11 protein-coding genes, 1 tRNA gene and 1 riboswitch are annotated in these 12,690 nt (G+C 66.9%); of the genes, 9 read left to right on the forward strand and 3 right to left on the reverse strand.

The window, feature by feature from the left end:
• Window positions 1–23: 23 nt before the first annotated feature.
• Window positions 24–557, reverse strand: a complete 534-nt coding sequence (locus tag G1H10_RS05290; RefSeq protein ID WP_163733747.1) for a MarR family winged helix-turn-helix transcriptional regulator — start codon at window positions 555–557, stop codon at window positions 24–26.
• A gap of 136 nt (window positions 558–693) precedes the next feature.
• On the opposite strand from G1H10_RS05290, the gene G1H10_RS05295 reads away from it, so the two are divergent.
• Entirely contained in the window at window positions 694–1,458 is a 765-nt protein-coding gene (locus G1H10_RS05295) for a methyltransferase domain-containing protein (RefSeq protein ID WP_163733750.1), read from the forward strand.
• Between the two features lie 49 nt (window positions 1,459–1,507).
• Here the strand turns inward: G1H10_RS05295 and G1H10_RS05300 are convergent, their stop codons facing one another.
• Window positions 1,508–2,182: a TetR/AcrR family transcriptional regulator gene (locus G1H10_RS05300; RefSeq protein ID WP_376778574.1), complete on the reverse strand. Its 675-nt coding sequence runs from the start codon at window positions 2,180–2,182 to the stop codon at window positions 1,508–1,510.
• Between the two features lie 110 nt (window positions 2,183–2,292).
• A riboswitch (M-box (ykoK) riboswitch) is annotated at window positions 2,293–2,466 on the forward strand.
• A 416-nt stretch (window positions 2,467–2,882) separates the two neighbouring features.
• Here G1H10_RS05300 and mgtE point away from each other — a divergent pair.
• Window positions 2,883–4,214, forward strand: a complete 1,332-nt coding sequence (gene mgtE, locus G1H10_RS05305; RefSeq protein WP_163733757.1) for a magnesium transporter — start codon at window positions 2,883–2,885, stop codon at window positions 4,212–4,214.
• 40 nt (window positions 4,215–4,254) lie between these two features.
• On the opposite strand, the gene G1H10_RS05310 is transcribed toward mgtE, so the two are convergent.
• Window positions 4,255–5,280, reverse strand: coding sequence for an acyl-CoA desaturase (locus tag G1H10_RS05310; protein ID WP_163733760.1), 1,026 nt, complete (start codon window positions 5,278–5,280; stop codon window positions 4,255–4,257).
• Window positions 5,281–5,584: 304 nt separating this feature from the next.
• Here G1H10_RS05310 and G1H10_RS05315 point away from each other — a divergent pair, with 304 nt between their 5' ends.
• From G1H10_RS05315 to G1H10_RS05345, 7 genes are all read left to right on the forward strand, one after another.
• Window positions 5,585–6,439 (forward strand): terminase gpP N-terminus-related DNA-binding protein, encoded by an 855-nt coding sequence (locus G1H10_RS05315; RefSeq protein ID WP_163733763.1) that lies wholly within the window; start codon window positions 5,585–5,587, stop codon window positions 6,437–6,439.
• A 140-nt stretch (window positions 6,440–6,579) separates the two neighbouring features.
• Window positions 6,580–6,654, forward strand: a tRNA-Gln gene (locus G1H10_RS05320).
• Window positions 6,655–6,822: 168 nt separating this feature from the next.
• On the forward strand, window positions 6,823–8,286 hold the full coding sequence (glmU, locus tag G1H10_RS05325; RefSeq protein WP_163733766.1) for a bifunctional UDP-N-acetylglucosamine diphosphorylase/glucosamine-1-phosphate N-acetyltransferase GlmU: 1,464 nt from the start codon (window positions 6,823–6,825) through the stop codon (window positions 8,284–8,286).
• The gene (locus G1H10_RS05330; protein ID WP_163733769.1) at window positions 8,283–9,260 is read left to right on the forward strand and encodes a ribose-phosphate diphosphokinase; all 978 of its coding nucleotides are present in this window, start codon (window positions 8,283–8,285) and stop codon (window positions 9,258–9,260) included. Before glmU ends, G1H10_RS05330 begins: the two co-directional genes overlap by 4 nt.
• 334 nt (window positions 9,261–9,594) lie before the next feature.
• Window positions 9,595–10,233 (forward strand): 50S ribosomal protein L25/general stress protein Ctc, encoded by a 639-nt coding sequence (locus tag G1H10_RS05335; protein WP_163733772.1) that lies wholly within the window; start codon window positions 9,595–9,597, stop codon window positions 10,231–10,233.
• A gap of 84 nt (window positions 10,234–10,317) precedes the next feature.
• Window positions 10,318–10,905 carry an aminoacyl-tRNA hydrolase gene (gene pth / locus G1H10_RS05340; protein WP_163733775.1) on the forward strand — a complete coding sequence of 196 codons (588 nt, stop codon included), beginning with the start codon at window positions 10,318–10,320 and terminating at the stop codon, window positions 10,903–10,905.
• 294 nt (window positions 10,906–11,199) lie between these two features.
• Entirely contained in the window at window positions 11,200–12,447 is a 1,248-nt protein-coding gene (locus G1H10_RS05345) for a sugar transferase (RefSeq protein ID WP_163733778.1), read from the forward strand.
• The last annotated feature ends 243 nt before the right edge of the window (window positions 12,448–12,690 follow it).

The following is a 12,690-nucleotide window of genomic DNA, read 5'->3' on the forward strand; positions in this document are numbered from 1 at the left end:
GGGGGGGCGGCAGGCCTGTGTCGTCAGTCGTCGACGTCGTCGAACGGCAGCACGAGAGTGCGCAGCAGACGGGCCAGGCTTCGCCGGTCGGCGTCGCCGATGTCGGCGAGGATCTGGCGCTCGTGAGCAAGGAGGCTCTCCAGCGCGGCGTCGACCGCGGCTCGTCCGTCGTCGGTGAGTGCGACCTGGACGGCGCGCCGGTCCTGTTCGTCGCGCCGCCGTGTGACCAGTCCGCGGGCGGTGAGCTTGTCCACCCGCGTCGTCATGGTGCCGCTCGTCACCAGTGTCTGCGCCAGCAACGTGCCGGGTGAGAGTTCGTACGGCGGGCCGGAACGGCGCAACGCGGCGAGCACGTCGAACTCCCAGGGCTCCAGTCCGTGTGCGGCGAACGCGGAACGACGCGCGCGGTCCAGGTGACGGGCCAGCCGACTGACCCGGGACAGCACCTCCATCGGTGCGACGTCCAGGTCAGGGCGCTCGCGGCGCCATGCCTGGACGAGCCGGTCGACCTCGTCTGTGGACACACTATGGACTGTACGGGTCAAGAATCTTGACATCAAGGAAGTTCGCGTCAAGAATGTATCTTGACGTCAAGATAAACGCGCGTGTCGGTGGATGCGAAGTCCGGCGATGCGCAGGCGTGGCGGAAATTCTGTCGTGCCTGAGGCCGCGCAGGGAAGGTAGGAATGCTCCATGTGGGATCCGCAGCAATACCTCGTCTACGCCGACCAGCGCGCTCGTCCGTTCCACGACCTCGTCGACCGGGTCGACGCGCAGGACCCGCAGGTGGTGGTGGACCTCGGTTGCGGACCAGGTGGATTGACGGCCGGGCTCGCCGACCGCTGGCGGCAGGCGCGCGTGGTCGGCGTCGACTCGTCGGCGGAGATGATCGAGCGGGCGCGGCAGTACGAGCGCGATCGAGTCGAGTTCGTCCAGGCCGATCTGCGCCTCTGGACGCCGGCCGAGCCGGTCGACGTGCTGCTCAGCAACGCCACACTGCAGTGGGTGCCCGGGCACCTGGAGCTGCTGGCGAGGCTGGCGCCGTACGTGGCGCCGGGCGGCTGGTTCGCCTTCCAGATCCCCGGGAACTTCGCCGAGCCGACGCACGTCGAGCTGCGCGACCTGGCCGCCTCGTCACCGTGGGCCGAGCGGCTGGACGTGACGTGGCCGTACGCGCACGATCCGCGCGACTATGCCGAAGCGCTACTGGACGCCGGCCTTGCCGTGGACGTGTGGGAGACGACGTATCACCACCTGCTGGCCGGCCCGGACGACGTGCTGGAATGGCTGCGCGGGAGCGCGCTGCGGCCGATCGTGAACCAGCTCGGCGAGGCGGACTCGGCGGCGTTCGTGGAGCAGTTCCGGGAGCGGCTGCACCGTGCCTACCCCGCGGGCCGGCACGGCAGCATCATGCCCTACCGCCGCATCTTCGCCGTGGCTCAACGCCCGCGTCCATGACGCCCATCAACGACGGTCAGCCGGCCATGACGCGGCCGGCGCTTGATGATCATGGGTGCGAGGGGTCGGTGGAGCCGTTGAGGGCGGGTGTGTGCTCGAGCCCGGCCAGCCCGTTCCAGGCCAGATTGACCAGGTGCGCGGCGACCTCGGTCTTGTCCGGCTGCCGTACGTCGAGCCACCACTGGCCGGTCAGGGCCACCATGCCGACCAGCATCTGCGAGTACATCGGCGCGTGCGCGGCGTCGAAGCCGCGGGACGTGAACTCGGCGGCCAGCAGGTACTCCACCTGGCTCGCGGCGTCCGAGATCAAGCTGGCGAATCCGCCGGTCGATTGGGCGACCGGCGAGTCCCGCACCAGGATGCGGAAACCGTCCGTCGAAGTCTCGATGTAGTCGAGCAGCGCGAGCGCGGCACGTTCCAGCAACGCTCGGGGGTGACTGTCCGAACCCAGCGCCGTCGTGATGCTGTGCAGCAGCCGCTCCATCTCGCGGTCCACGACGACGGCGTAGAGCCCTTCCTTGCCGCCGAAATGCTCGTAGACGACGGGTTTGGACACCCGTGCGCGGGTGGCGATCTCCTCGATGGACGTGCCGTCGAACCCCCGTTCGGCGAAGAGTGCGCGCCCGATATCGAGCAACTGCTCGCGCCGCTGTTTGCCGGTCATCCGGACCCGGCTGCTGGTCGTCCGTTCTCCCGCCACGCCATCGCTGTCCACGCCCCCCATCATGCCCGATGTCCAGGAACATCGCCGGGCCGCAGAACCGGGCGCACCCTGGGCGAGACTTTGACCACACCGCTGTCGCACGGGTAACCTTGTGAAGGTTTTGCTGCTGACGGGTGTCCCGTTAGGTGAGGCGTCTGACGTGTATGCGTCTGCTGCCCAGAAAAATCGAGAGATTCCAATGGGTTGAACAGGCCGCGACCGAATCAAGGTCCGGCTTAATGCAGACCGGTGGCCCTCGGGTCGCCTAGACGTGCAGTGCTGAAGCTCTGACGTAGGGATGCGCTGGCCGGTGTGCCGCGTGCCCGGTCATGGCTTCTCGCCTCTCCGCATGGAACGTCCGCAGGGAACGATGCGTGCTGCGAAGGAGGTGGGGCGGATGCGACATCGATCATCTATGACCGATGCGGAGCCATGTCATAGTTGCCGGCTCCCTCGACGTATCGAGGCTGTCCTCATCTCATCCTCACCCGCGCGCGTCGTCGTGGACACTGATCGTTCACGCCAGGGGTACATACTCTAAAATCGCGTCGGGTGTGCGGTGTGACTCGAACCTGAAGGAGCGCACCCATGCGCGTTGGTACGGATTTCTTGGTCGCGCGTCATGCGCCTGACACAGCGATGCCTGTGGTGACACTGTGGTCGGCGGTGTGGTGGCCGGCGGTGTGCCCGCACATCTCGGTGGATCGTAGGGCGGTGACTCGTGGGCAGTGAAGAATTCCTGGAGTTCGTGAAGGAGCAGGACCTTCCGTTCTTGAAGGACTGGCTCAGCACACAGCCTCCGCACGCGATCGCCGCGGAGCTGGTGCGTGTCGACGCGGCGGGCATGGCGCTGGTCTTCCGGTTGCTGGACAAGGGCAAGGCGCTGGCTGTCTTCGAGGAGCTTGATCCGTCCGATCAGCAGGCGATCCTGGAGGGTCTCCGCGATCGCGCGTTCCGCGAGCTCGTGGAGGAGATGGATCCGGACGACCGCGCCCGGCTCATCGGCGAGGTCCCGGCCAAGGTGGCGCGCCGCGTGCTGGCGGGCCTGAGCCCGTACGAGCGGCAGATGACCGCCGCCCTGCTGGGCTACCCCGAGGGATCGGTGGGGCGGATCATGACCCCCGAGGTCGTGGTGATCCACCGGAACCTGACCGCGGCGGACGCCATCGACGTGATCCGGACCAAGGGCGGAAGCGCGGAGACGGTCTACACGCTGCCGGTGGTCGACGACGGCCGGAAGCTGGTGGGCGTCGCGTCGCTGCGGGATCTGGTGACCGCGGACCGGGACGAGCTGGTGGACGCACTGGCCGAGAAGGACTACGTCTCGGTGCGCGCCACGGACGAGGCCGAGTACGCCGCGCGGCTGATGCGCGAGGCGAACCTGCTCGACCTCCCGATCGTCGACAGCGAGGATCGGGTGCTCGGCTTCCTGACCATTGACGACGCGATGGAGGTCGTCGAGGCCGCGGACACCGAAGACGTCTACCGGCAGTCCGGTTCGGAGCCGCTCGCCGGTGCCTACCTGCTGGCGGGGATCCGGACGCTCGCATCGCGCCGCGCGCCGTGGCTGCTGCTGCTGTTCGTGGCGGCGATCCTCACGATCAACGTACTCGACGTCTTCGAGGAGAATCTCGCCGAGGTGACGGCGCTCGCGCTGTTCATCCCGATGATCACCGGGGCCGGTGGGAACACCGGCGCCCAGTCCTCGACGGCCGTGGTGCGTGCCTTGGCGCTGAGCGATGTCCGGCCGCGCGACCTGCCGCGCGTGCTATGGCGGGAAGCGCGGGTGGGCGCCTTTCTCGGCTTGACGCTCGCGATGGCCGGCATCGGGGTGGGCATGATGTTCGCCGACTTCGACCTGGCTCTCGTCGTCGCCATTGCGCTACTGGCCGTGTGCACGTGGGCCGCGATCGTCGGCGGGAGCATGCCGCTGCTGGCGAAGAAGCTGGGCATCGACCCGGCGGTCGTGTCGGCACCGATGGTGACGACGCTTGTCGACGCGACGGGGCTGGTCATCTACTTCACGACCGCCCGCATCGTGCTGGGCATCTGACACGCCACGACCGCGACCTCAGTGCGGTGTGGCCAGCAGGTCACGGAGCGATGAGCGTCTTCTCGCCGCCGTAGTCGTCGACCCGCTTGCCCTCGATGCGCTCCGGGCTCGGCCAGCGGACGTCGCGGGCCCAGCCGAGCTTCTCGAAGATCCAGATGATGCGGGCGCTGGAGTCGATCTGCCCCTTCAGCACGCCGTGCCGGGCGCTCGTGGGGTCGGCGTGGTGCAGGTTGTGCCAGGACTCGCCCATGGACAGGAACGCCAGCCACCAGACGTTGCCGGACTTGTCGCGGCTGTTGAACGGCCGGTCGCCGACGGCGTGGCAGATCGAGTTGATCGACCAGGTGACGTGGTGCAACAGGCCGATGCGGACCAGCGTGGCCCAGAAGAAGGCGGTCAACGCGCCGTGCCAGGACCAGGTGACCAGGCCGCCTACCAGCGGCGGGAAGAGCAGTGAGAAGGCCACCAAGGCGGGGAACGCCTTGCTGATGCGGGTGATGTCCTTGTCTTTGAGCAGGTCTGGAACGTACTTGCTCTGGTCGGTCCGCTCGACGTCGAACATCCACCCCATGTGGGCGAAGAACATGCCCTTGATGAGCGCGGGGACGGAATGGCCGTAGCGCCACGGCGAGTGCGGGTCACCCTCCCGGTCCGAGTACTTGTGATGCCGGCGGTGGTCGGCTACCCAGCGGTTGACCGGCATCTCGATGGCGAGGCTGCCCGCGATCGCCATGGCGATCTTCAAGCCCCGGTTCGCCTTGAACGCCCGGTGCGTGAAATGCCGATGGAAGCCGACGGTGATGCCGTGGCCGGCGATGGCATACATCACGACGGCGAGGACGATGTCCAGCCAGCCGAGCCACCCGCCCATCCAGGCCAGCGGGATCGCGACGATCAGTGCCACGAAGGGCACGAAGATGAACGCGGCGAGCGTGATGCGGCGCCCGGTGGAGGGGGTGTCACCCTCGAAGACTCCGAACGCATTGGGTTGTGGCTCGGTGATGGTGGAAGCGTCAGGCTCGGACGACGAAGTCTGCCTGCTTTCGGCGGTGTCGGTGGGAGCCATGGCGGTTCCTCCGGATCTTAGGGATACCTTTCCTACGCCACCGTAACCTACGACGCCGTAGGTATCGAAATCAGTCCGAATTGTGGTGTTCTCTGCTCCGGCGCGAGGTCGGCGTTGGCGATCTATACCCCGAGGCGCGCGAGTCATTCTGGGCGAGGGTGTACGCAGTTTCATTGGCACCTGTTTGAGGCTTATGTCGCCGCAGAGGTGGGCTTGGTCTGTACCAACTTCAGCTCACCGCTGAACATGATTCTGAATCGAACAAAGGTATGCTTTTGAGTCTGTTAGCTCGTAGTATTGAGTCATGAAAACAACACGCTTAGTCGATGATGACGAACTTGTTGCCACGGTTCGCGCGATGCGCGAATCTGGGGCCACCTATGCCCAGATCAAAGCTGAACTGGGCATAGGGGCCACGACCATCAGCCGCATCCTCGGTGTCTACGGCAAGGGTCGTAGGCGGCCGCGAATCTCGGACGATGTCCGCGGGCGCGCACGCGCGCTGCGCGTAGGCGGGTATTCCATCCCGGAGATCGCCGAGGAGCTGGGCATTGCTAAGAGCACGGTGTGGCTGATCACCAAGGACATCTCCTGGGAGCCGACGCCCGACCGCGTAGAGCGGGGGAAGCGCGCCGCCCGCATGCGCTGGGATCGATACAACGAACGACGTGCCGCGGAGCGCGAGCAGCTCATCAAGGAGATGGCCGCTGAGGTCGGTGACCTGAGCGACCGTGAGCTCATGCTCATAGGTGCTGTCATGTACTGGGCTGAGGGCCAGAAAATGAAGCCCTGGAACAGGACTGAGACGCTACGGTTCATTAACAGTGATCCGGACGTGATCCTCTTGCACCTTGTATGGCTGGCGCATCTCGGTGTCGCTCCGGACAGACTGACGTTCAGGGTGCATATTCACGAGAGTGCCGATGTGGCCGCCGCGGAGCGTTACTGGGCGGGCGTCGTGGGGGTTCCGGTTGACAGCTTCGGCCGAACGACGCTGAAGAAGCACAATCCGAAGACCGTCCGCAAGAACGTGGGTGACAGTTATAAGGGTTGCCTCATCGTTGGCGTTCGGAGAAGCTCTCGCGATTACCGGGCGATGAATGCTGTGTGGCGTGGGATATGTCAGGCAATCGAGCGGCGTGCAGCAGTTCTGCGGTGATGCTCGGGACGGAGGTGCTGTGGCGCGGGTGGTGGCCCGCAGGGCTGGCCGCCACCCGTAGCATGATGCCGGAGACGTTATGCTTGCTATGGATTGGTCGAGTGCTGTTGTTGGAGTCGGAGAATCGACTTGACAATCAGTCCGCTGTGGTGTAATAGGCAACACGCAACACTTTGGATGTTGAGTTTCAGGTTCGAGCCCTGGCAGCGGAGCCATATTCGTACATGCGTTCGGCCTAGGCCTCACTAGATTCTGTTAGTGATCGCGCGCCACCGTAGACCTGTCTAGTCGACTGGTCGCCTTTGCGGCGGGTTCGTGTGGGGCGCGGCGGGGGAGTATCGTCAGGAGCGTTCCCGCCCATCGATGCTCAGGAGCGAGCCCGCGTGACTCAGCGTCCCGCAGCCGTCGTCGTCCTCGCCGCGGGCGAGGGCACTCGCATGAAATCGTCCACCCCGAAGGTCTTACACGAACTCGCTGGCAGGACGCTTGTCGGCCATGCCGTCGCCGCGGCGCAGTCGTTAGAGCCCGATCACCTCACCGTCGTCGTCGGGCACGGGCGCGATCAGGTCGCCGCACACATCGCCGACGTGGCGCCCACGGTCACCACCGCCGTGCAGGAGGAGCAGCTCGGCACCGGCCATGCGGTGCAATGTGCGCTGGAGACGCTGCCCGAGTTGACGGGCGTCGTCGTCGTCACATACGGCGACGTGCCGCTGCTGTCCACCGACACCCTCCGCGCGCTGATCGAACAGCACCTTGCGGACGGCAACGGAGCGACGGTGCTGACTGCGGAGCTCGACGATCCGTCCGGATACGGTCGCATCGTCCGCGGCGACGACGGAGCGGTGCACGGCATCGTCGAGCACAAGGACGCCGACGACGCGACGCTGCGGATCAACGAGATCAACTCGGGTATCTACGCCTTCGACGCGGAGGTCCTCCGTGCCGGCCTGAGCAGGCTGACAACCGACAACGCCCAAGGCGAGCTGTACCTCACCGACGTGCTCGGTTTCGCGCGCGGTGACGGCAGGCGCGTCGGCGCGCTGGTGACCGACGACGTGTGGCAGACCGAGGGTGTCAACGACCGCGTCCAGCTGGCGGCCCTGCATCGTGAGCTCAACCGTCGCATCACCACCCGTTGGATGCGCGCCGGGGTGACCATCGTCGACCCGGCGACCACCTGGATCGACGTCACTGTCACCCTCGGCCGGGACGTGACCGTCCGGCCCGGGGTGCAACTGCACGGCGCCACCAGCATCGGCGAGGGGGCACAGATCGGTCCGGACAGCACGTTGCGGGACACCACCGTGGGTCCGGGCGCCGAGGTGGTCCGCACGCATGCGATCGGTGCCGAGATCGGCGCCCGTGCCACCGTCGGGCCGTTCTCGTACCTGCGCGCAGGCACGAGGTTGGGCGAGAAGGGCAAGATCGGTGGCTTCGTCGAGACCAAGAAGGCGGAGATCGGCGAGGGTTCCAAGGTGCCGCACCTGTCCTATGTCGGCGACGCCACCATCGGCGACGGCGTCAACATCGGCGCCGGCACGATCGTCGCGAACTACGACGGCGTGGATAAGCACCAGACCACCATCGGCGACCACACCTTCGTCGGGAGCGATTCGGTGCTCGTGGCGCCGGTCGAGCTCGCCGACGGAAGCTACGTGGCGGCCGGGTCCACTGTGACATCCCGCACGGAGCCGGGCGAACTTGCCGTCGCCCGCGCACGTCAGCGCAACATCCCCGGATGGGTCGAGCGGAAACGCCCGGGCACGGCCACGGACGAGGCTGCACGACGCGCGAACGCAAGGCAGACTAAAGATGACGCCCGTGTGGAGGGGAGCGACCAGTGAACGGCCTGCGAGCAAGCGGCACCAAGACCCTGATGCTTTTCGGGGGCAGGTCGCATCCGGAGCTGAACGACGAGGTCGCCGAGCGGCTCGGCGTCGACCTGGTCCCGATGAAGGCGCACGAGTTCGCCAACGGTGAGATCTACGTCCGATTCGACGAGAGTGTGCGCGGATGTGACGCGTTCGTCCTCCAGAGCCACACCGATCCGATCAACGACTGGGTCATGGAGCAGTTGATCATGGTTGACGCGCTCAAGCGGGCGTCGGCCAAGCGGATCACCGTGGTGGCCCCGTTCTACGGCTACGCCCGGCAGGACAAAAAGCATCAGGGCCGCGAGCCCATCTCTGCGCGGCTGATCGCGGACATGTTCAAGACCGCAGGCGCACACCGCCTGATGGCGGTCGACCTGCACACCGCGCAGATTCAGGGCTTCTTCGACGGCCCGGTCGACCACTTGTGGGCGCTTCCGCTCCTGGCCGGCTACATCAACGAGCACTACGACTCGGCGAACATGACCGTCGTCTCGCCGGACGCCGGCCGGGTCCGGGTGGCCGACGTCTGGGCGGACCGTCTCGGCACCCCGCTGGCGATCATCCACAAGCGACGCGACCCGAACGTGGCCAACCAGGTCAAGGTGCACGAGGTGGTCGGGGACGTCGCCGGGCGTACCTGCCTGCTGGTCGACGACATGATCGACACCGCCGGCACCATCACCCAGGCGGCCGGGGCGCTGATCGCGAAGGGCGCGGCGAACGTCGTCGTCGCGGCGACGCACGCGGTGTTGTCCGGACCGGCGGTGGATCGGCTGAAGAACTCCGGCATCCGCGAGTTGGTGGTGACCAACACGCTGCCCATCCCGGAGGAGCGGCGGTTCGACACCCTCACCGTGCTGTCGATCGCACCCTTGCTGGCGCGGGCGATCCGTGAGGTCTTCGAGGACGGCTCCGTCACCAGCCTCTTCAACGGCAACGTCTAGGCTGCGTTGGTGTATAGCGGCTCGTAAGACGCCGTGCGTCAACCATCCGAGCGGCTGGGTGAGCGGATTATTCGACCAGGGTGGGCCGGGCATCGGAGGTGTGAGGAGCCCTGCGACGATCTCGCCGCGGGCGAGGGCGAATAATCCGCTCACGCAGCCGAGGGCCCCGGTTCGCATGTAGGTGTCTAGGGCGAGTAGAATCGCGTGGTTGCCTCGGCGAGGGCGCCCATTCGATTGGGCACCGTGATCGACGCGGTGCGCTATCGGCGCGCGCTCGTCGCCGGACGCCACCTTGACGCTTTACGATCGCATTTCGCCCTGGAGGAGTTTCACCGTGTCCGATGTCAAGATTGCCGCCGAGCTTCGCACCGAGTTCGGTAAGGGTGCCGCGCGGCGGTTGCGTCGTGCCGACAAGGTGCCTGCGGTCCTCTACGGCCACGGCACCGATCCGATCCACCTGGCGCTTCCGGGGCATGACACCATGCTCGCCCTGAAGAACCCCAACGCCCTGGTGACGCTCGACATCGCCGGCGGCGGCAACGAGATGGCGCTGCCCAAGCACATCCAGCGTGACCCGCTGAAGGGTTTCATCGAGCACGTCGACTTCCTCCTGGTGAGGCGCGGCGAGAAGGTCGTCGTCGACATTCCGGTGGTGCTCGAGGGTGACCCGATCTCCGGTTCCATGGTGAGCCTGGACCAGCCGACCATCTCCATCGAGGCTGAGGCGACGCACCTGCCGGAGAGCATCCACGTCTCCATCGAAGGCATGGACATCGGCACCCAGATCCATGCCAAGGATCTGCAGCTGCCGAAGGGTTCCACGCTCGCCGCCGACGAGGAGCTCCTCGTCGTCAACATCACGGCCGAGACGGCTGCCGAGCCTGCGCCGGAAGAGGCCGAGGAAGAAGCCGGCGAGGGCGCCGAGACCGCCGAGGCCCAAGCGGCCGAGAGCGGCGAGTCCGACTCCGAGTAACGCACCGGTCCGAGCCGCCGACCGCGCGTCGAAATTCCAGAGTCCGGATTGTTCCTCGGCAGGAAGCGTGACCGGGAGACAGAGGTGACATCGAGCGACGCCTGGCTCGTCGTCGGACTGCGTAACCCGGGTCCGAAGTACGCCGACACCCGGCACAACGTCGGTGGCATGGTGGTCGAAACGCTCGCCGCCCGCGTCGGAGCGCCGCTGAAGGCGAACCGGCGCCGGCGGGCCGACGTGGCGGAGGCCCGGCTGGGTGACCAGCCGGGCGTGCGCACCATCCTGGCGCTCCCGCATTCGTACATGAACGAGTCCGGTGGTCCAGTGGCCGGCCTGTGTGCGTTCTACAAGGTGCCCCCGGAGCGCTTGGTCGTCGTTCACGACGAGATCGACCTGCCGCTCGGCAGCGTGCGCGTGAAGTTCGGCGGCGGCGACAACGGACACAACGGCCTGCGCTCGGTCCGTGCCTCGCTCGGTACCGGCGACTATCTCCGGGTCCGGTTCGGCGTGGGGCGCCCGCCCGGCCGGATGGACCCGGCTGCCTACGTGTTGAAGTCGCTGTCTGCCGCGGAGCGCCGCGACGTCGACGTCGAGGTGGAGCGGGTGGCGGACGCAGTGGAGGCGCTCGTCGTCGACGGCCTGACCTACGCGCAGAACACCTACAACAGCTAGCGGGCCAGACATACGTCCGGTTACGCGGGGGTTACGTCGATCTACGTCCGGGCGCATTCCACCCTGTGGACTAGCGCCGCATTGGTACAGCGCGTATAGTCGCGAATCAGCTACATCGGTTCGTGATAGGGGGGCCGGTGGCTGTTAAGCCTTGGGGGGGCCATGGCTACGGTCGGCATATCGCCGACCGGTGCGCGCACGAGTGCGCACCGGCGTGTAAAGACAAGGCACAGAAGAGGGAAGTCCGGTCACGGTGATGACGGGCGGGCGCGGCCGATTCCGCTGACGCGGCATGTGGCCGTGGTCAGCGGCTCGATCGCCAGACTGGTCGCTATCGGAACGGTGTGGGGCCTGGGCCTGCAGCTTCTGATCGACCTGCTGGTCCGTCCGGGCGGCGATCCGATGCGGTACGCATGGTTCGTCGCCGCGTCCGTGAGCATCCTCACAACGACGCTGATCGTACGTCGGGTGGCGTGGCGTCGGCTCCGCGTGATGAGGCAGCACGGCCTGGCCGTGTGTCGCACTCTGGCGGTGGGTTCGGGTGCGCAGATCAACGCCGTGATGGACCGGTTCGCGGCGGACACCGAGCACCCGTACGTGGTGGTTGGGGCGTGCGTCGAAGGCGAGAACGGCCTGGTCGAGGACGTGCCGCAGGTGGAGCGGTTGCCCCTGGCGGCGGGCAGCGACAAGCAGGCCGGGGATGACCTCGTCGTGGGCCGGGTGCTGGCCGCTGTGGAGCAGGTAGGTGCGACCGCCGTCTGCATCGCGCCCGGGTCCCAGTTCACCGGGGATCGGCTGCGCGCGCTGAGCTGGGCGCTGAACGAGCGGGGCGTCGCGCTGGTCACGGATCTTGGCACGAACGACGTCTCCCCGCACCGGCTCTGGCTCCGCCGGGCCGGCGCGTCGACGCTGCTGCATCTGCGGCCGGTGCCGTTCCGCGGCCCGCGGCGCGCGCTGAAGTCGGCGTTCGACCGGGTGGCCGCGGCGCTGCTGGTGGTCTTGCTGGCGCCGGTGATGCTGACGCTCGCGGCCGCGGTCAAGGGTTCCAGCCCGGGGCCGGCCATCTACCGGCAAACCAGGATCGGGCGCGGCGGTAAGCCGTTCACCATGCTGAAGTTCCGCAGCATGCACGTCGACGCTGACGTGCGCCGTGAGGCGCTGCTGGACTCGGTCCAGGTCGACGGGCCGATGTTCAAGATGTACGACGATCCGCGCATCACCCGGATCGGACGCATGCTGCGCCGGTACTCACTCGACGAGCTGCCGCAGCTGTTCAACGTCATCCGTGGCGACATGTCGCTGGTGGGCCCGCGGCCGCCACTGCCGGAAGAGGTCGCCAGCTACAGCCAGGTGGAGTCTCACCGGCTGCTGGTGACGCCGGGCATGACCGGGTTGTGGCAGGTCAGCGGCCGCTCGAATCTGACCTGGGAAGAGACCGTCCGGCTGGACCTGAGCTACGTCGATAACTGGACGCTCGGCGGCGACATGCGGCTGCTGGGTCGCACGGCGGGCGCGGTGATCCGTAGCACCGGAGCGTACTGAAGCTGCGACCTCTTGGCATCGTCTAGGCCATGGCCTGGACGATGTCAAGAGAGTGGCGCGCAGATTCATGAAGACGTGCGGCTCGTCGTCCTGCGAGGGCTCTGCTACGGTCGGTCCGGGCGATTATCGTGGTAATACGGTCGGATTGGTGGGGAATCGTCGCCGGGGCGTGTTTGAGACCGGTTCGGTGCGCGTATCCTTCCAACCATCAGCCGTAGCGTGGCGCGTACGTGTGCAATCTGG

It is taken from the genome of Phytoactinopolyspora halotolerans (genome assembly GCF_010550675.1).
GTDB classification, from domain to species: Bacteria; Actinomycetota; Actinomycetes; order Jiangellales; family Jiangellaceae; genus Phytoactinopolyspora; species Phytoactinopolyspora halotolerans.

What these genes read in the sequence shown, in the direction of transcription:
- G1H10_RS05290 (WP_163733747.1), bottom strand. Translation starts at nt 557, where the DNA reads ATGTCAAGATTCTTGACCCGTACAGTCCATAGTGTGTCCACAGACGAG.
- G1H10_RS05295 (WP_163733750.1), top strand. Translation starts at nt 694, where the DNA reads ATGTGGGATCCGCAGCAATACCTCGTCTACGCCGACCAGCGCGCTCGT.
- G1H10_RS05300 (WP_376778574.1), bottom strand. Translation starts at nt 2,182, where the DNA reads ATGGGGGGCGTGGACAGCGATGGCGTGGCGGGAGAACGGACGACCAGC.
- G1H10_RS05310 (WP_163733760.1), bottom strand. Translation starts at nt 5,280, where the DNA reads ATGGCTCCCACCGACACCGCCGAAAGCAGGCAGACTTCGTCGTCCGAG.
- G1H10_RS05315 (WP_163733763.1), top strand. Translation starts at nt 5,585, where the DNA reads ATGAAAACAACACGCTTAGTCGATGATGACGAACTTGTTGCCACGGTT.